Origin of the sequence: Thermobifida alba, assembly GCF_023208015.1 — a bacterium.
Lineage (GTDB): Bacteria > Actinomycetota > Actinomycetes > Streptosporangiales > Streptosporangiaceae > Thermobifida > Thermobifida alba.
The window spans coordinates 2,318,428-2,336,047 of the sequence record NZ_CP051627.1 but is presented as its reverse complement, the minus strand read 5'-3'; the positions used below and the strand labels follow the sequence as shown (position 1 = coordinate 2,336,047).

At 71.0% G+C, this 17,620-nt stretch carries 16 protein-coding genes; 11 read left to right on the top strand and 5 right to left on the bottom strand.

All coding sequences use genetic code 11. The features are described 5' to 3' along the window. Positions 1-318 precede the first annotated feature (318 nt). Positions 319-711, top strand: a complete 393-nt coding sequence (locus FOF52_RS10330) for a DUF948 domain-containing protein (protein WP_248593602.1) — start codon at positions 319-321, stop codon at positions 709-711. Further along, positions 708-956: a DUF6167 family protein gene (locus FOF52_RS10325; protein ID WP_248593601.1), complete on the top strand. Its 249-nt coding sequence runs from the start codon at positions 708-710 to the stop codon at positions 954-956. The genes FOF52_RS10330 and FOF52_RS10325 overlap by 4 nt, the downstream gene beginning before the upstream one ends. Positions 957-1,034: 78 nt before the next feature. Here the strand turns inward: FOF52_RS10325 and FOF52_RS10320 are convergent, their stop codons facing one another. Further along, positions 1,035-1,394 (bottom strand): hypothetical protein, encoded by a 360-nt coding sequence (locus FOF52_RS10320; RefSeq protein ID WP_248593600.1) that lies wholly within the window; start codon positions 1,392-1,394, stop codon positions 1,035-1,037. A gap of 217 nt (positions 1,395-1,611) precedes the next feature. Between FOF52_RS10320 and FOF52_RS10315 the strand changes: the two genes are divergently transcribed. Together FOF52_RS10315 and FOF52_RS10310 are read left to right on the top strand one after the other, a co-directional pair. Continuing rightward, positions 1,612-2,463: a helix-turn-helix domain-containing protein gene (locus FOF52_RS10315; RefSeq protein ID WP_068757964.1), complete on the top strand. Its 852-nt coding sequence runs from the start codon at positions 1,612-1,614 to the stop codon at positions 2,461-2,463. Further along, positions 2,460-2,723: a DUF397 domain-containing protein gene (locus tag FOF52_RS10310; protein ID WP_083948316.1), complete on the top strand. Its 264-nt coding sequence runs from the start codon at positions 2,460-2,462 to the stop codon at positions 2,721-2,723. Before FOF52_RS10315 ends, FOF52_RS10310 begins: the two co-directional genes overlap by 4 nt. Positions 2,724-2,827: 104 nt before the next feature. On the opposite strand, the gene FOF52_RS10305 is transcribed toward FOF52_RS10310, so the two are convergent. The 4 genes from FOF52_RS10305 to fxlM all read right to left on the bottom strand — a co-directional run bounded on the left by FOF52_RS10305 (position 2,828) and on the right by fxlM (position 8,543). After that, positions 2,828-4,045: a lanthionine synthetase C family protein gene (locus tag FOF52_RS10305; RefSeq protein ID WP_248593599.1), complete on the bottom strand. Its 1,218-nt coding sequence runs from the start codon at positions 4,043-4,045 to the stop codon at positions 2,828-2,830. Beyond that, positions 4,045-6,771: a lantibiotic dehydratase gene (locus FOF52_RS10300; RefSeq protein ID WP_282574021.1), complete on the bottom strand. Its 2,727-nt coding sequence runs from the start codon at positions 6,769-6,771 to the stop codon at positions 4,045-4,047. The genes FOF52_RS10305 and FOF52_RS10300 overlap by 1 nt, the downstream gene beginning before the upstream one ends. Positions 6,772-7,056: 285 nt before the next feature. Continuing rightward, the gene (fxlA, locus tag FOF52_RS10295; RefSeq protein ID WP_068757968.1) at positions 7,057-7,257 is read right to left on the bottom strand and encodes an FxLD family lanthipeptide; all 201 of its coding nucleotides are present in this window, start codon (positions 7,255-7,257) and stop codon (positions 7,057-7,059) included. Between the two features lie 23 nt (positions 7,258-7,280). Further along, on the bottom strand, positions 7,281-8,543 hold the full coding sequence (gene fxlM / locus FOF52_RS10290) for a methyltransferase, FxLD system (RefSeq protein WP_248593597.1): 1,263 nt from the start codon (positions 8,541-8,543) through the stop codon (positions 7,281-7,283). Positions 8,544-8,924: 381 nt separating this feature from the next. Between fxlM and FOF52_RS10285 the strand changes: the two genes are divergently transcribed. The 7 genes from FOF52_RS10285 (at position 8,925) to rpmI (ending at position 17,508) form a co-directional block, all read left to right on the top strand. Beyond that, positions 8,925-9,593 (top strand): YdcF family protein, encoded by a 669-nt coding sequence (locus tag FOF52_RS10285; protein ID WP_248593596.1) that lies wholly within the window; start codon positions 8,925-8,927, stop codon positions 9,591-9,593. A gap of 429 nt (positions 9,594-10,022) precedes the next feature. Then, complete coding sequence (alaS, locus tag FOF52_RS10280; RefSeq protein WP_248593595.1) at positions 10,023-12,692, top strand: alanine--tRNA ligase; 2,670 nt, start codon at positions 10,023-10,025, stop codon at positions 12,690-12,692. An 85-nt stretch (positions 12,693-12,777) separates the two neighbouring features. Continuing rightward, entirely contained in the window at positions 12,778-13,257 is a 480-nt protein-coding gene (gene ruvX / locus FOF52_RS10275; RefSeq protein ID WP_248593594.1) for a Holliday junction resolvase RuvX, read from the top strand. Continuing rightward, a complete protein-coding gene (mltG, locus tag FOF52_RS10270) occupies positions 13,254-15,317 on the top strand; it encodes an endolytic transglycosylase MltG (RefSeq protein ID WP_248593593.1) in 2,064 nt (687 codons plus the stop codon). Before ruvX ends, mltG begins: the two co-directional genes overlap by 4 nt. 56 nt (positions 15,318-15,373) lie before the next feature. Further along, entirely contained in the window at positions 15,374-16,222 is an 849-nt protein-coding gene (locus tag FOF52_RS10265; protein WP_248593592.1) for a shikimate dehydrogenase, read from the top strand. A 242-nt stretch (positions 16,223-16,464) separates the two neighbouring features. Next, positions 16,465-17,160: a translation initiation factor IF-3 gene (gene infC / locus FOF52_RS10260; protein WP_425265538.1), complete on the top strand. Its 696-nt coding sequence runs from the start codon at positions 16,465-16,467 to the stop codon at positions 17,158-17,160. 156 nt (positions 17,161-17,316) lie between these two features. Then, positions 17,317-17,508 carry a 50S ribosomal protein L35 gene (gene rpmI / locus FOF52_RS10255; RefSeq protein ID WP_248593590.1) on the top strand — a complete coding sequence of 64 codons (192 nt, stop codon included), beginning with the start codon at positions 17,317-17,319 and terminating at the stop codon, positions 17,506-17,508. Positions 17,509-17,620: the final 112 nt, after the last annotated feature.

Here is a 17,620-nt window from a genome sequence, read left to right as displayed (position 1 = left end):
TTTATCCTCCACTCTGGGGACGCCCGAGCAAATACGCCACTCCGTGTGGCGAGTTCTTTACCGAAGGTGCCTGGCCTGCGGCGTCGCCGCCGGGTGCGGGACGCGGGAAGGACGGGGCGGCGGGACGCGGCGCGGGAAGCGCCGCGCCGCGTCCCGTGGTGGACAGGAAATCCGCGATAGTGTCAGACCCAATCCGGTTCTTCCTGAGGCGGCGGCCCGACCTCCCGGGCCGTACGGCCGCCGATCGGAGGCCGTCCTCGCCGACCCCGGGTCGGTCCGCTTCCAACCCCAACGACCTCAAGCGCTAGCGGAGTCCGCATGCTCACCGGAGGAGAACTCGCGGCCCTGGTCGCGGCCGTGGTCTGGGCCGTGGTGGCCGTGTTCCTGTGCGTGGCCCTGATCAGGCTCGCCCGCCTGCTGGCCGAGGCCACCAGGGCCGTGTCCGAGTTCCGGGAACACACCGCCCCACTGCTCGACGACCTCGCGGCCACGGTCGAGCGGGCCAACGGGTCCCTCGACCGGGTCGAGGAGATCACCGCCAACCTCGCCAGCAGCAGCGAGGACGTGTCCACGGTCACCGCCCTCACCCGCTCGGCGGTGACCGGGCCGCTCGTCAAGGTGGCGTCGCTGTCCTACGGGATGCGCCGGGTCCTGGGCCGGCGCAGGACCCTGGCACTGATCCGCACCCGCCGCAGGAGGGAGCGCACGTGATCGGCAGGACCGTCTCCTTCGTGGCCGGCGCCCTGGTCGGCGGCTACGTGGTGTACCGCGCCACCCGCGCGGCCCGCGCCTGGAGCCCCGGCGGCATCGCCGACCGCGTCGAGCGGCGGGTCGCCTCCTACCGGGAGGCGCTGCGCGAACTCAACGAGGACGTCGCCGAGGCCGCGCGCGCCCACGAGGAGGAGCTGCTGCGCCGCTACGCCGCCGACCCGTACCCGGAACTGCCCCGGCGTTGACCTTGACGGGAAGGGGCGCCTCCCCGCGCGAAGCAGCCCTCTCCCGTCAAGATCGTCAAAGGGATCGGAGGCGAGCCCTCAGCCCCGTGGGGGCGCGCCGTTGAGGATGCCGGTGATGGTGGCGGCGAGCCGGACGGCGGGGGTGTTCTCGGGGATCTCGTCGCCCGCGTCCAGGGACCACTCGGCGCTGCGGTCCTCGCGCATGTCGAGCTCCACGGTGTAGCCGGTGCGGGGGTGGCAGACCCGCAGCGAGGCCGGGTCCTCGGCGGAGTGGTGCACGGTCAGACCGGCCGCCTCCCGCAGGGCGGCCACGGTGGCGGTGTAGCGCTCGAACTGCTCCTCGCAGAGCAGCCGCGGGGTCTCGGTGTCGATGGAGGTGTCGACCTCCTGCCACGCCTGGGAGACAATCGGCGTGGGGAGTGCGTGGACATCGGTCATGCGGTGTTCTCCTCCCTGCGGCACCGCCCGGAGTGGTTGAGGGTTCCAAGCTCAAGAATCACTTCGGGCGGTGTTCTATTTGTCTGTTTTGCGGGCCTCTGGCCTGCGCTGAGTAATTCTTCGTGAGCTCTCCTTCACGTACTGCTAGAGTGATCCACGGGCAAGGGTAAGTCAAGTTTTAGGTCAAATTTTCCAAACTTCTCTCAAGGGGTAGCGGATGTCCAAACGGCGGCCGACGCTGCGGGCGCAGTGGCTGGGCAAGATGCTCAAGGAACTTCGGGAACAGAACGGGCTCAAGCTGACCGACAGTGCCGAGTACCTCCAGCGCAGCTTCTCCGCGATCAGCAAGTTCGAGTCCGGGGCACTGCCCATCCGGGAACCGGAGGTGCGCGCCCTGATGGACCTCTACGGAGTGGAGGGGGAGCGCCAGCGCGCCGCGCTGATCCAGTTGTCCCGCGAGGTCAGCAAGACCGGCTGGTGGGAGAAGTACTCCGACGACATCACCGACTGGTTCGTCGACTACGTGTGGTTGGAGAGCCGGGCCAGGCATATCCGCGCCTACGAGGTGACACCGGTCAACGGGCTGTTGCAGACGAGGGAGTACGCGGAAGCATGGATGCGTGCGGTGAATCCCCATGACTCCGCTGCTCAGATCGAGCGGGGCGTCGAGTTGAGAATGGCACGCCAGAAGATTCTGCGTGGTGAGAAGGCGGTCGAGTTGGAGGTTCTCCTGGACGAGGCAGCTTTGCGCAGGATCGTTGGTGGCCGGGACGTGATGAGAGAGCAACTCCAACACCTGCTGGTCTGTGGGAAACAGTCCAACATCGAGATTCGAGTCCTTCCTTATTCGGCTGGAGCCCACGCAAGTCCGGACGGAGGTTTCACCCTGCTCCACTTGGAAGACCCGTTCCCCTTGGTCGCCTACACCGTGGGAGTCGCTGGAGGGGTTTACTTGGAATCACACGAAGCAGAGAGAGTCGACGTCCTGTACAACCGTCTTCGAGAGAGCAGTCTGAGTCCAGAGGAGTCGGCCAAGTTGATCGTGGAACTCCAGAAGGAGATGAGATGAACCAGGACGACACTTTGGTTCTCGACTGGAGAATCAGCAGCTACAGTCCAAGCGGCGGCAAGAGCTGCGTCGAAGTCGGCTGGCACATCAGCAGCTACAGCGCCAACGGCGGTGGCAGGTGCGTCGAAGCGGGTCCTCTCCTCGACACCCCCGCCCGGGTCGCGGTCCGCGACTCCACGCAGCGCGGTCTCGGGTTCCTCACCTTCCCCGCCGCCGAGTGGCACGCCTTCCTCCGCGCGGCCACGAGCGGCGCGCTGTAGGGCACTCGGCGTTCCGACCGAAGCGGGCATGCGCCGCTCCACTCCTCCGGGCGGGACTCTCCCGCACCGCTTTCTCGCCCCAGCAGACGGAGTCAAGGCTCCGGTCAGCGGATCAGCAGGCATGCGTCCCAGTCGGACGCGGGAGGCTCGGGACGTGCGGCGGTGCGGAGCGCGAGAGCGAGCCCCGCGTCCCCGTCCAGGAACCCGGCCTCCCCGCCTCGCCGGGAAGCGCCGCACGTGATGAGGTGTTCGGCGAGGCGCGGCAGGCAGTCCGCGAGCACCGGGGTGTGCGAGTCGCGGGCGGTGCGCCAGACGGTCTGGAACACCCCGGCCCAACCGTGGCACAGGCCGGGGCCGATGATCTGGCCGAGTTGGGCCGGATCGTTCAGACAATCGGCGAGAACCTGCTCGGCCCTGCGCTGCCTGACGAGGTCTCCGGTGGCGAGGGCGGCGAGCTGCTGGGCCCGCGCGATCGCCGGAGTGCCGTAGCACCAGGAGGGGCGCAGCGGCCCCGGCTGTGTGCAGCGGCGGGCGCGGTGCTCGTCCCGGGTGATCCAGCGGGGCCACCAAGCCCCAGCGGGAGCGTCCTGCTGCCAGGAGTCCAGCCAGGCGCAGATGCGGACGATCGCCCCGACCTGCCCCGTGACGATGGCTCCTTGCTGGAGTGCCAGGGAGAGCAGAGCCAGGGGGCCGGTGATGCCGTGTGCCATGCCGAGGTTGGCGTGCCCACCGGCGAAGCCGGTCCGGTCGCCCTGATGAGGAGCGTGGCCCACCCACCACCCCGGCAGCGGGCAGCCGTCGACACGGACCGGTTCGGTCAGTCGGACCAGGTAGGACAGCACCCGTTCCAGAGCAGAGGAAGCCGGGTCCGTGCGCAGCAGTACGGCGCCGATGCCGGTCAGGCCGCTGAGGAGGTCGTACTCGCCGAAGACGGGGAGAGCGCCCCGGTCCATGCGGGCAAATGCCGCATCGAGGCGACGGTGGGCCACGGCACGGACATGGTGCGTCATCGTGCTGCGGGCCGTGGCGTAGCGTCCGCTTTCGTCGTCGGCGCAGACCAGGACAGCCGCCAGCGCGGGAGCACCGTGGAAGAGGCGGGCCCGGTCGGTGGCGTCCACGCCGTCGCGGGCCGCAGCCTGCAACCAGGCATGGGCACTGCGCCATGCTGCCTCGTCGCCGCCGCGGGCGCGTTCGATGTGCACGAGCGCGATTCCGAGCGCTCCCGCCGCCAGGGACTGGGGAGGAGCACCTAGGGGCACGGCGGCGGGCTCGGTCAGGCGCGCGGCCGCGGCGGCCGCGGCGCGTCCGGCACGGATCGGCATCAGGGTTTCCCGGCTGTTCGGGTGTGTCTGCGGGTGAGGGCGACCGCGCGGGCCAAAGCCTGCACTCGCTGTTCGTCATCGCGGTCGGGTCCGCGGACACGGTTGTGGTGCATGTGGAACAGGGAGGGCAGCACTTGGCGCGGACGGGGGAGGCAGGCCAGGTAGGCGGTGAGGGCCTGGTCGCGGTCCGCCCAGGCGGCTGCCAACGGTGGGGAGAAGCTGCCGGGCCGGGTGAGGATGCGCGCGGCCAGGGCACGGGCCGCACGGTCCACAGGATCGGCTGGGCGGGGCAGATGGTCGAGCAGCCAGGTAGTGCCGGTATCAGCAGCGGCGGCCAGGCGTAAAAGGGAGGCCGCGGCCAGGGCACGGGTGCGAGTGGGGTCATGGTCGGCCGAGGCCAGTTGGGTCTGGGCGGCGCGGCTGTCGGCGACGAAGAAAGCCTCGGCGGCGGCCAGCGCGGGACCGTGGCCGTAACGGGCGGTCTCGGGCCGATAGGTGTGCAGGCTCAGAGAGTGCAGCAGGCCGCAGGCGTGCAGAGACCGTGCCCAGGTGCCCACGGCAGCGGTCGGTTCCGCGGGGCTGGTTTCGGTGCGCAGCCGCAGCCGCAGATGCGGGCCGTCATGGTCGCGGTAGCGCACAAACCAGAAATCGACAGGCCCTCCCAGAAGATCCCACAGTTCGGGAAGGCGGTCCAGGATCAGCAAGCACAGGTCAGGGCCGGTATACAGGTGGACGGACAGCCAGGGGCCGGTGCCGGGCGGGTCCGCCACCGGCGGCGACTGCGGACGGGCGGATACGGCGGTAACGGCCGAGAGCTGAGGAGCCGGGACAGGGGCTGCGGTGCGGCGCAGCGGAACCACGAGTTCGTGGGGGCGGCCGCCGCACCAGCCGAACGCCTCCTCATCCGGAGCTTCGGTGAGGACCGCGGTGCCGTACCGTGCCAGGTGGGTCTCCAGCAGGTGACGGTGGGCGGACCGGGACAGGTCAAGGGGCAGACAGCGTTCGCCCTCAACGAGCTGGACCCGCTGCGGCAGCGGCGGGTGGGAGCGGACGGTGGACAGGTCCTCGGCGGTGACGCGCCACTGGGCCGGGGCCGCGACGGTGCGGCCGCTGCGCAGCCGCGGCAGGAAAACGCAGTCACTGGCGGCGGACGGCCAGGTGAACCCCAGAGAGGGCAGGGTACGGGCGCGGGGGAGTTCGGTGACGAACCGGGCCAGGGGGTGGGTGTAGTGGTGCGGTTCCAGCGCCGAGGCCAGGAACGGTTCGATCACGCGTTCGGTGGGCAGGTGCAGCAGCCGCAGGTGGTCGGCGTCGACGCGCACGCCCACCTCCCGCGGGTTGATGACTTCGATTCCGGGAGCCGGCGGCGGGTGTTCGTCGATGACCAGTACGTGAGCAGCCACCACGGGGGAACGGGCCACATGGGCCGCGGTGTCGGCCATCGGCGGAGCCAGGACCTGAACGGTTACAGCCCTCTCGGTGAGTGTGGGCAGAGCCCGGTCCAGATCAGCGGGAACCATGCCGTCCAGGTGGGCGAACCGGCCGGTGAGCGTGCCCACCCCTCGGGAAACTGCGGTGATCCACAGACGGAAATCGCCCGCGTCCACCGCTTCGGGGGTGGCAGCGTGCAGTTGGGCGCGGAGTTCCACGTGTACCGGCGGGTGAACCGTCTGCTCACCGCTCAGGTGCTGCCAGGCCGGGTCTTGCAGGTCGATCTCGAACAGGCCCTGGAGGGCGGCGGTGTGCAGGGCGGCGACCAGAATCCGGGAGCGTTCGAGGTTTCCCCGGTCCGGGGCGGGTTCGGACAGACGTGAGCCCCGGTAGCCGTGTGGGAATCCCAGCCCGGCAGGGCCGGTGAGGTCGAGCAGTCCCACAACCGTCCCCTGGCCGTAGGTCTCCAGGCAACGGGTGTGGTAGTCGATCCAGGCGGGGTGGCCGGTGGGGTGTGGGGCCAGCGTAGCCAGAACCCCGGCTGCGCGGGCTGTCTCATGGGCGACCTGGTGGGGCAGGACGAGGTCCACGTCCAGGCGGGTGTCCACCGCCAGCCGCGGCAGCGTCTCGGTGTCGGTGTCCGGTAGCCGCCGCAGGATCTGGCCGCGCAGGCCGGGGCGTTCCCCGGCGGGAGTACCGGGATCGTTGTGGCACTCCAGGAGTTCACTGGCCGCTTTCAGTCCGGGATCGTGGTCGGCCAGGTGGGCCAGTGGCCGTGGATGCCAGACGGGAGGCCGCTGGGAGCCGATGAGGATGCGGTGCTCCAGGAGGGAGTCCACCAGCGCGGCGGCCTCTCGCGGATCGGCGTCGGGATAGGAGTCGCCGAGCATGCGGAGAAGCTCCGCGAGCGGCACAGGGGTTCGGGCGTTCTCCACCACCAGGGCGACGGCAGGAGTGAGACGTACCGACACCTCGGCCGCCTGGCGCGGATCGTCTGCCCCGGGCTTGTGGGACAGGACCAGCCGATCGCCCCGGACACGAGCGGTGGAGGCCGCCACCACAGTGGTGAAGGAGCCCGGGACTGGGTGGTGACGGGCGCGGACGGCCAGCCAGGCCGAAGCCGGCTGGGCTGTCTCCCGGTGGTGCTCGCCCCACCGGACGCGGGTTCGACCACCCGAAGTCAGCGGAGCAACCCCCGCGAACAGCCCGTAAGGAGTGGGGCGGCCACCGTAGCGGAGCAGATAGCGCATGAGGGGAGACAGCAGCCCGGCGGACCTTCTTCGCCGCGACGGCATCGGCGCCGACGATGGCGTCCAACTGCCGGACTAGGGAAGGGCTGGCCACGGCCGGGGCCTCGATCAGGGCGTGGTCACGGGTGTGGAGGTCGTGAATCCAACCGCGCAGCTCCTCGATGGGGGCGGTGCCCGGATCAGGCCAGGGGGTTTCCGTGTCGGGGGTGCGGGTGGTGGCGCGCAGGGTCAGGCCCACCGATTCCAGGGGGGCGTACACCGGGAATCCTTTCTCCGGACAGGAACTTCCTGGGCGCCCCGAGGAAGGCGCCCAGGAGTCGGTGGAGGAACTCAGCCGTTGTCGGTGCAGCTGGGGGTGCAGGCCGTCTCGCAGGTCTTGCCGCATCCGTCGTTGGTCATCGACCACAGCGGCTCGCCCTGCTGCGGCACGTGGACACGCAGGTCCAGGTCGAACAGGTCGCCGGCGGGGTGGCGGTCCCGGCTCACCGGGACCATGCCGTCGGGGGTGTCGGAGACCGTGAGTGTGCTCACTGGTTGTTCCTTCCTTTCTCTCTCTAAGGGGTGATGGTCCAGGTCAGGACCGTGCGGGTGTGGCGTTTGTCCACCACGCGCCCCCCGGGCAGGCGGTCGTCGGGGGTGGTGGCGGGAAACAGGGTGATGCGGGGGCCGGGGCCGCGGCGGTGGTCGCGGTCCCACTCACCGATCAGATGGGCCAGGTGTTCGGCGGTTGCGCGGGCATGCGGGCCGTGGCCGACCGCGCCGAACTCCCACCGGTCCGCGCGCCCGGGGCAGCGGCGCAGGGTCCGGTAGGCGAAGCCGGTGCCCTCGGCACTGATCAGGGCCGGGGTGCCCAGGCGGGAGATCGGGCTGACGAGTCCGGCTTTGATCGCACCGCGCTCGGCGGTCAACTGCGCCCACCGGTCGGCGACCGAGGCCAGGTACAGGTCCTGGGAGTCGGTGGGCTCTTCCGCGCCCACCTCGACGTTCGACCAGACAGTGACCGGCTCGCAGGCCAGGGCCTCACGCAGGGCCTTCTCCTCCACTTCGGGGCCGTCCTCCAGACGCAGCGCGACCTGGCAGCCGTCCTCGTCGTGGAGGCAGGGCATGGCCTCCCAGTGCTCGTCCCGGCCCCGCATCCGCACGAACCCGCACATGTCCACCGCCACCGCCTCCCAGCACCCCTCTTCGGGAGCGCGGCGCAGGGTCAGGCAGCGGGTCAGGCCCCGAATCCGCATGGGCACCACCAGAACCCCGTCCTCGGCGAGTTGCTGCTCCCAGGCGGGCGGCAGGTCCCAGGCTCCTGCGGTCACAATGATCCGGTCAAAGGGCGCCCGGGCGGCGAACCCGTGGGCGCCGTCGCCGACCGCCAGGTGCACGTCGTCGACGCCGATGCTCTTCAGGCACCGCTCGGCACGGGTCACAACCTCGGGGTCGATGTCGATGGAGACCACCTGGCCGTCCACGCCGACCAGACGGCGAATCAGAGCGGCGTTGTAGCCACCGGAACCGACCTCCAGCACCCGATGCCCGGGACGCAGGTCGGCACGTTCCAACATGGTGGCGACGATGGTGGGCGCCGACACCGAACTGAGCGCCACGCCCCGCTCCTCGTCGCGCCTGGTCACCACCGCCTGGTGCGGGTCGTAGGCCTCGGTCAGCGGCAGTCCGGGCAGGAACGCCTCGCGGGGAACGGCACGCAGGGCTTCCTCCACGGCTCGTGGCAGCGGCTGTGCGCCGAGTCGTGCGCGCTCGGCCGCCATGGCGTCAACCATGGCCATGCGCGCCTGTTCAGGAGTGGGCGGGAGTGGTGAGGACACGGACTCTTCCCAACGTCGGTTGTCGTGGCTGAGTAGGAGTGCGGCGTGTTCGTCCGATCGCGATAGGGGATACGAGCGAGCACGGATTGGCGGAGTGACCGGATACTCCGGTCAGCCACAGAAAGAATGGCTTCGGGTGCCGAGAGTAGTGGCGCGGTGTCTTCCGGAGTACCAGGAAAGTGACAGCCCCTCGCGTCGGAGAGGTGCGTAGGCTGTCCTCGCCATGGCCAGTACGCGAAGGAGAGCTCATGGACGCATCCGCCCCTCGGCCGGAGACGCTGGGGCAGCGTATCGCCCGTGCCGCGGAGCCGTAGCGGGACACCCCGGGCGGTCCCAGGGGCAAGGGGGCAGACCTCCACAGGCACGACCAGAGAGACACCAATGTCCAACACTCCACCGACGATCAGTGATGAGCACTACCGCCTGGCCGAGCGGATCTGGGACTACCACCGGATGGGCCATGAGCTGCGGCCGGTGGACGTGGCGGTCGTGCTGGGCTGCCACGACCTGGGCGTGGCGGCGTGCGCGGCGAAGCTGTACCAGGCCGGATTCTTTGCCCGCATGGTGCTCACCGGCGGCAACAGCCCCTCCACCGCCGAGGTGTTTCCCCGGGGCGAGGCCGTGCACTACCGGGAGCACGTCCTGGACCTGGGGGTGCCCGACGAGGCCGTCCTGGTGGAGCCCCGGGCGGCCAACACCGGGCAGAACATCACCCTGTCCCGACAACTGCTGGCCGAGGCGGGCCTGGCCCCGGCCACGGTGATGCTGGTGACCATGCCCTACATGCAGCGACGCGCCTACGCCACCACCCGCCGGGTCTGGCCCGAGGTCACCGTGGTGTGCGCCTCCGAACCGGTGGGCTTCCGCGACTACCTCGCGGGCATCGGCGACGACCGGCTCGTCATCGACACCATGGTCGGCGACCTGCAACGGGTCATCGAGTACCCCGACCGCGGCTTCGCCGTCGAACAGCACGTGCCCGACGACGTCCACGCCGCCTACCAGGCACTCGTCGACGCCGGATTCACCAGCCGCCTCATCGGAGCCTGACCCGTACCCTCGCGCCGGGGAAGGGCCCTGGGGGCAGAAACGGCGTCGGGTCTGGCCCTGGGGCCAAGATCACGAGTGGGTTACTCCCGGACGAGGGCCGCTAAGATCCTGAACCGCCACGATCCCCCGGTTTCGGGCGTGTCTTATTCTGCTGTGCGTCGCGCACCCGGAGAGTAGCCTTGGACGTGGACGGTGCGTGACCGCATTCTCCCCGTTTCGGAGGGGTTGCCGCGGGACAGTGCACCGACCGGGCGTCAGTAGGGTGTCTCCAGCACGGAGCCGCCGGGACGGCGTGGAACAGGAAACCTCCACAGGCCGTTCCCACCTACCATAGGCGCCTGATATCCGCTCACGCGCCGAGTCTCGACCGGGGCACCTCAGTCCACCCGTACCGGTCGACTGGAGTCCTATTCACCAGGAGGGCATCACATGGAGACGGCAGAGATCGCTCGCCGCTTCCTCGCATTCTTCGAGAAGAACGGACACACCGTGGTGCCCTCGGCAAGCCTCGTCGCTGAGGACCCCACCCTGCTGCTGGTCAACGCCGGCATGGTGCCGTTCAAGCCGTACTTCCTCGGACAGCGCACCCCGCCGTACACGCGCGCCACCAGCGCGCAGAAGTGCGTGCGCACCATCGACATCGACGAGGTCGGCAAGACCTCGCGGCACGCCTCCTTCTTCCAGATGCTGGGCAACTTCTCCTTCGGCGACTACTTCAAGGAGAAGGCCATCCCGTTCGCCTGGGAGCTGCTCACCAGCTCCGTCGCCGACGGCGGGTTCGGCTTCGACCCCGAGCGCCTGTGGGTGACCGTCTACCTCGACGACGACGAGGCCGAGGCCATCTGGCGGGAGAAGGTGGGACTGCCCGCCGAGCGCATCCAGCGGCGCGGCAAGGCCGACAACTTCTGGTCCATGGGCGTGCCCGGCCCGTGCGGACCGTGCTCGGAGATCTACTTCGACCGCGGCCCCGACTACGGCGCCGAGGGCGGCCCCGTCGCCGACGAGAACCGCTACCTCGAAGTGTGGAACCTCGTGTTCATGCAGTTCGAGCGGGGCGAGGGCAGCGGCAAGGAGGACTACCCGATCCTCGGCGAGCTGCCCAGCAAGAACATCGACACCGGCATGGGCCTGGAGCGCATGGCCGCCATCCTCCAGGGCGTCGACAACATCTACGAGACCGACACCCTCGGCCGCATCCTGCGCCGCGCCGCGGAGCTCACCGGAGTCACCTACGGCGAGAACGAGCGGTCCGACGTGAGCCTGCGGGTCGTCGCCGACCACGTGCGCACCGCCACCATGCTGGTCGCCGACGGCGTCAAGCCCGGCAACGAGAAGCGGGGCTACGTGCTGCGCCGCATCCTGCGCCGCTCCATCCGCAACCTGCGCCTGCTCTCCGGCGACGAGTCGTTCCACCTGCACGACCTCACCGGCGTGGCGATCGACGCGATGGGCGACCAGTACCCCGAGCTGCGCGCCGACGCCGACCAGATCCACAGCGTCATCGACGCCGAGGAGAAGAACTTCGCCGACACGCTGCGCGCCGGCACCACGCTGTTCAACCGGGTGGTCGAACGGACCAGGAAGAGCGGCGGCACCGAGTTCTCCGGCGCCGACGCCTTCCAGCTGCACGACACCTACGGCTTCCCCATCGACCTGACCCTGGAGATGGCCTCCGAACAGGGCCTCAAGGTCGACGAGGACACCTTCCACCGGCTCATGCAGCGCCAGCGGGAGGCCGCCAAGCGCGACGCCAAGGCCAAGAAGCTCGGCAACGCCGACGTCAGCGTCTACGCCCGCCTGCTGGAGGCCGGCGGTCCCACCGACTTCCTCGGCTACACCGACACCGAGGGCGAGGCCCGCGTGCTCGGCGTCATCGTCGACGGCGAGGCCACGGGCGCGGCCCGCAAGGGCGACCGGGTGGAGCTGGTCCTCGACCGCACCCCGTTCTACGCCGAGAGCGGCGGCCAGCTCGCCGACAAGGGCACCATCGCCGTGGACGGCCGCGGCGTGGTCGACGTCGAGGACGTGCAGAAGCCCATCAAGGGCCTGTTCGTGCACCGCGGCACCGTGCGCGACGGCGAGGTCGTCGTCGACGACACCGTGCACGCCGCCATCGACACCGACCGGCGCGCCTCGGTGTCCCGGTCGCACTCGGCCACCCACCTCATCCACTCCGCGCTGCGCAACGCGCTCGGCCCCTCCGCGGGCCAGGCGGGCTCGGAGAACCAGCCGGGACGGCTGCGGTTCGACTTCACCGCCAACAAGCCGCTCGACGCGGCCGAGATCGCCCACGTCGAGGAGGAGGTCAACGAGGTCCTCGCCCGCAACATCGAGGTCCAGTACATGGAGACCACCCTCGACAAGGCGCTGCAGATGGGCGCGCTGGCCATGTTCGGCGAGAAGTACGGCGACCGGGTGCGCGTGGTCGACATGACCGACTACTCCCGCGAACTGTGCGGCGGCACCCACGTCGGCGCGACCGGGCAGCTCGGCCTGGTCAAGGTGCTGGGCGAGTCCTCGGTCGGCTCCGGCGTGCGCCGGGTCGAGGCGCTGGTCGGCCTCGACGCGCTGCGCCGGGTCTCCACCGAGTCCGCGCTCGTGGGACAGCTCTCCGAACAGCTCAAGGCGCCGCGCGAGGAACTCCCGCAGCGCATCGACGCCGTGATCAGCCGGCTGCGCGCCGCGGAGAAGGAGATCGAGCGGCTGCGCGCCGCCCAGGTGCTCCAGGCCGCCGGGGAACTGGCCGCCGGCGCCCGCGACCTCGGCGGCACCCGCGTGGTCACCCACCGCGTCGCCGACGGCACCACCGCCGACGACATGCGCAAGCTCGCGCTGGACGTGCGCGGACGGCTCGGTGAGGACGCGCCCGCGGTCGTGGTGGTCGCCGGCGTCCCCGGCGACCGGCCCGTCGTGGTGGTGGCGGCCAACAAGGAGGCCCAGGGCCGGGGCCTGAAGGCCGGGGAACTGGTGGGCGTGGCGGCCCGCGCGCTCGGCGGTGGCGGCGGCGGACGGCCGGACATCGCCCAGGGCGGCGGAAGCGACGCCGGCGCGGTCGAGACGGCGCTGCGCGCCGTGGAACAGAGAGTGGCGGGGTCGTGAGCGCGGGGCGGCGTCCGTCGCCCCGGTTCCCGACGGTGGCGGGAGCGGCGGACGCCGGTGTCCGCCCGGTCCGGGGGGCGCCCCGGTGAGAACGGGCGTGCGGCTCGCGGTGGACCCTGGTACGGCCCGTATCGGGGTGGCCCGCAGTGATCCCAGCGGCATCCTGGCCACCCCGGTGGAGACGATCCGCCGGGGGCCGGGGGATCTCGACAGAATTGCCGCTCTTGTGCTTGAGTACGAGGCCCGGGAGGTCATCGTCGGCTATCCGGCGTCGCTGTCCGGAGCCGAGGGGCGTGCCGCGCGTGCGGCACGCGCCTTCGCCCGGACGCTGGCCCGCAAGCTCGCCCCGGTTCCGGTGCGGCTGGTGGACGAACGGCTGACCACGGTGACCGCGCAGCAGCAGTTGCAGACAGGTGCCAGCTACGGCAGGCGGGGGGCCCGCGGCGGCAGGGCCCGCCGGTCGGTCATCGACCAGGCCGCCGCCACCGTCCTGCTGCAGAACGCCCTCGACACCGAGCGGCGTACCCAACTGCCTCCCGGTGAACTCGTCGAGGGGACGCCATGAACGGCAACGACCGGTATGACGACTATCCGCGCCGAGCGCGTCGGCCCGACCCGCTGACCGATCCCTGGCCGCTCCACCGGGAGGCCGAGGCGCCCCGCACCGGGGCCTCGGCCGTCGACTACGGCGGGCGCGGCTACCGGGACGAGCGCGGCGTGGGGCGCCGGCGGCGCGTGGACACCCCCCGGGCGGACAGCACCGCGTGGCCGTCCCCCCGAGCGGCGCAGACCGCAGCCCCCGTCTCCGGCACGGAGACGGACCGGCCCGCGGAGGCCGAGCGTCCCCGGGGGCGCCGCAGACGGCCGGGTCCCGCTGACACCGGCTCTTTCACTCTTCCCCCCACGGAGGCCGAGGCGCTGCTCGAACGGCCCCGCGGCCGGCGGCGCAAACCCGACAGCGAGGAGTGGCCGTCCACCCCCCGCCCGACCCCGGACCGGGCGGCGTCCGGTCCGGGAGCGGAGACGGTCGAGGCGTGGGGGACGGCGGGACACGGCCGTCCCACGGTCGCCCCGGACACCTCCGTCAGCCGGGGACGCCGTGCCGGTCCCGAGGACGGCGCAGCGCATCCGGCGGACCGGGGCGCCCCCCGCCTCCGGGACGGCCTCCGCCACCAGGAGGCGTGGTCGGATGATCCGCTCCGTGTCCCCCGGGAACACCGCCCCCCGGCGGACGCGGAGGACGGGGCCGGCAGAGCCGGCTCCCGCAGGCGCGTCCTCGACGAGGGGGACTGGGACGCACCCCCCAGAGGCCGCCGGGCGCGTCCTCCCGCCCCCGACGACGAGGACGCGGCGCCCCGGTCGAGACGCCGGGCGCACGCCGCCGCCCCCCCGGCGGTGGACGAGGAACCCCCCAGGAGAGAACGGCGGACGCGCGCCACCACCCCCGACGAGGAGGACCCCGACTCCTTCGCGCTGCCGTTCGACGAGGACGACGACGAGGAACCCCCCCAGCGTTCCCGCAGCGGCCGGCGCGGCGGCAGACGAGCCTCCGGCCGCCGGGCCAGCAGCAGACGCAAACGCAAGAAGAGCAAGGCCGCCCTGGTCAGCGCCGTGCTCGTGCTGACGCTGTTCGTGGTGTCCGTCGGCGCCGGCGGTTACCTGCTGCTGCGCACCTACGTCATCCCCCCGGACTACTCCGGCGAGGGCACCGGCGAGGTCAGCATCGTCATCGAGGAGGGCGACACCGGGACCGCCATCGCCGAGAAGCTCCACGAGGCCGGGGTGATCGCCAGCGTGCGCGCGTTCACCAACGAGATCCGGTTCTCCGAGGCCAACTTCGTTCCCGGCACCTACCAGCTGCGGATGCAGATGAGCGCGGAGGCGGCCATCGCGCTGCTGCTCGACCCCGGCAGCCGCATCGCGCTCAACGTGACGATCCCCGAGGGGCTGCGGTCCGGGCAGATCCTGGAGAGGCTCGCCGAGCAGACCGGCATCCCGCTGGAGGAGTTCCAGGCCGCCTACGAGGACCACGGCGCCCTGGGGCTGCCCGAGTACGCCACGCAGGGACCGGAGGGGTACCTCTTCCCGGAGACCTACGAGTTCGACAGCAACGCCTCGGCAGCCGAGATCCTCCGCAAGATGGTGGCCCAGTACCGGAAGGTGGCCACCGAGGTGGAACTGGAGCGCCGGGCCGAGGAGGCCGGGTTCGACCCGAACGAGATCATGGCGATCGCCGCGATCGTGCAGGCCGAGTCCGGAAAGGTGGAGGACATGGGCAAGATCGCCCGGGTCGTCTACAACCGCCTGGCCGACGGCATGTACCTCAAGATGGACAGCACCTGCTTCTACGCCCTCGGCGAGTACGGCATCGCGATCAACCTGGAGCAGCAGGACCGGTGCCGCGGCGACGAGACCGGCTACGACACCTACTTCCACGAGGGTCTCCCGGTCGGTCCCATCGTCAGCCCCGGCAAGGACGCCATCGAGGCCGCGCTCGCCCCGGAGGAGGGGCCGTGGCTGTTCTTCGTGGCCACCGACCCCGAGAACGGCGTCACCAAGTTCACCGACAGCGAGGCCGAGTTCTGGGAACTGGTCGAGGAGTTCAACCAGAGCCAGGCCAACTGAGCGACCACCCCGTGGCCGGGCCGCGGCCACGGCAGGCGACCCCGCAGGAGGAACCCGTGAAACGTGCGGCCGTGCTCGGCTCGCCGATCGCCCACTCCCTCTCGCCGGTGCTGCACACGGCGGGCTACACCGCGCTCGGCATCGCGGACCGGTGGCACTACGGCCGCCACGAGTGCGACGAACGGGGCCTGGCCGCGTTCCTCGACGGGTGCGACGACTCCTGGGCCGGCCTGTCGCTGACCATGCCGCTCAAGAAGGTCGCGTTGACGCTGGCGGACGAGGTCGAGGAGACCGCGGTCGAGGTCGGCGGGGCGAACACCATCGTCTTCCGGGACGGGCGGCGGCACGCCTACAACACCGACGTGGCCGGGATCACCGAGGCGCTGCGCGAGGCGGGGGTGCGGCGGCTGGACACCGTGACCATCCTGGGCGCGGGCGCGACCGCCGCGTCCGCGCTCGCGGCCGTGCGCCGGCTGGGCGCCACCGAACCCGGTGCGGTCACCGTGCTGGCCCGGGACCTCGCCCGCACCGGCGACCTCGCCGCGGCGGCCGAACGCATGTCGGCCGAGGTGGCGCTGGCCCCGCTCGCCGACATCGACGAGCACCTGCGGGTGGACCTGGTGGTCTCCACGGTTCCCGCCGGAGCGGCCGACCGGTGGGCCCCGGCGGTGGCCGCCTCCTCGGCGGCGGTCTTCGACGTCGTCTACGCGCCGTGGCCCACCGTGCTGGGGGCCGCGGCGGCCGGGGCGGGGTCCACCGTGATCGGAGGGTTCCCCATGCTGCTGCACCAGGCGGCGGCCCAGCTGACCCTGATGACCGGCCGGCCCGCCCCGGTCGAGGCGATGCGTGTCGCCGGTGAGGCCGAGTTGGCGCGCCGGGCGGCCGGGAATAACGTGGAGCCGTGAGCGTTGTCTCCCTAGTGAGGGGAATCCGGTGGCGGTACGTCCGGGGCGACAGGGCGTTCCCGGCAGTCCGGTTTTCTTGGTAGAGTGAGCAACGACCTGATCCGGTGCATGTACGCGCGCCGGACCGCAAGCGGAGGAACGAGCCTCCCACCTGTAGTGCCCACGGGTACTGCGGGTCCCGGATAGAAACCGTATGAGGGAAACCGTTGCGGCGTCCCGTCCGTACGGTGGTTCGACCCCGCTTGCACCAGCTGGCGGGGTTTCGTTGTTCCGGCGCACAGCCACTCAGGAGACCCCCGCACCGAACGAGAACCCGACGAATTTTAGGGAGGGGTCCCATCAGCGCTGAGCCCCGCATCAACGACCGTATCCGGGTGCCCGAGGTCCGTCTTGTCGGCCCCAACGGGGAACAGGTCGGAATAGTTCCCGTGGCCGACGCTCTGCGCCTGGCCCAGGAGGCCGATCTCGACCTCGTGGAAGTCGCGCCGACCGCCCGCCCGCCGGTCGCCAAGCTGATGGACTACGGCAAGTTCAAGTACGAGTCCGCGGTCAAGGCCCGTGAGGCGCGCAAGAACCAGACGAACACGATCATCAAGGAGATCAAGCTCCGCCCGAAGATCGACCAGCACGACTACGAGACCAAGAAGGGTCACGTCGAGCGGTTCCTCCGGAGCGGGGACAAGGTCAAGGTGACGATCATGTTCCGCGGTCGCGAGCAGTCCCGACCGGAGCTGGGGTTCCGCCTCCTGCGGAAGCTGGCCGAAGACGTCCAGGAGCTGGGTCAGGTCGAGTCCCAGGCCAAGCAGGACGGCCGCAACATGGTCATGGTGCTCGGCCCGCACAAGCGCCGCGCCGAGCACAAGGCCGAGGCGCGCGCCGCCGCGCAGGCCTCCAGAAGCCGCGGCGGGCACGGGCAGGGTCCCGAAGGCTCGGCCTGACAGGGCCGAAGGCATCCGCCTGACGTATTGAGACGAGCGCGGTCGCGCGACCCCGCACGGGTCGCGCACCCCGCTCTCTTCGTGCGCGGCGGGAGTGGTCACGCCGCCCAGTGGCGGCGGCACACCGACTGAGAAGCGAAAAGGAGCGACGGCGGCATGCCGAAGAACAAATCCCACAGTGGGGCCAGCAAGCGTTTCCGCGTCACCGGCACCGGCAAGATCATGCGTCGCCGCACCAACAAGAACCACCTGCTGGAGCACAAGCCGAGCAAGCGCACCCGGCGCCTCAGCGCGGACGCGCAGCTGCCCCCGGCCGACGCCAAGAGGATCAAGAAGCTGCTCGGCTAGACCGGGCCCCCGGCATCCGGGGAGGCGGTCGTCGGCTGTCGGGCCCCGCCGCGCACGGGCGCGCGGTGGAGACCGCACCGGTCCAGGAGTCTTCACCGAACCTCCTGGCGGT

Coding starts and splice junctions, on each gene's coding strand:
- rpmI (WP_248593590.1), top strand. CDS start 17,317: ATGCCGAAGAACAAATCCCACAGTGGGGCCAGCAAGCGTTTCCGCGTC.
- alaS (WP_248593595.1), top strand. CDS start 10,023: ATGGAGACGGCAGAGATCGCTCGCCGCTTCCTCGCATTCTTCGAGAAG.
- FOF52_RS10330 (WP_248593602.1), top strand. CDS start 319: ATGCTCACCGGAGGAGAACTCGCGGCCCTGGTCGCGGCCGTGGTCTGG.
- FOF52_RS10310 (WP_083948316.1), top strand. CDS start 2,460: ATGAACCAGGACGACACTTTGGTTCTCGACTGGAGAATCAGCAGCTAC.
- FOF52_RS10300 (WP_282574021.1), bottom strand. CDS start 6,771: ATGCCGTCGCGGCGAAGAAGGTCCGCCGGGCTGCTGTCTCCCCTCATG.
- FOF52_RS10285 (WP_248593596.1), top strand. CDS start 8,925: ATGTCCAACACTCCACCGACGATCAGTGATGAGCACTACCGCCTGGCC.
- mltG (WP_248593593.1), top strand. CDS start 13,254: ATGAACGGCAACGACCGGTATGACGACTATCCGCGCCGAGCGCGTCGG.
- FOF52_RS10305 (WP_248593599.1), bottom strand. CDS start 4,045: ATGCCGATCCGTGCCGGACGCGCCGCGGCCGCCGCGGCCGCGCGCCTG.
- FOF52_RS10320 (WP_248593600.1), bottom strand. CDS start 1,394: ATGACCGATGTCCACGCACTCCCCACGCCGATTGTCTCCCAGGCGTGG.
- FOF52_RS10315 (WP_068757964.1), top strand. CDS start 1,612: ATGTCCAAACGGCGGCCGACGCTGCGGGCGCAGTGGCTGGGCAAGATG.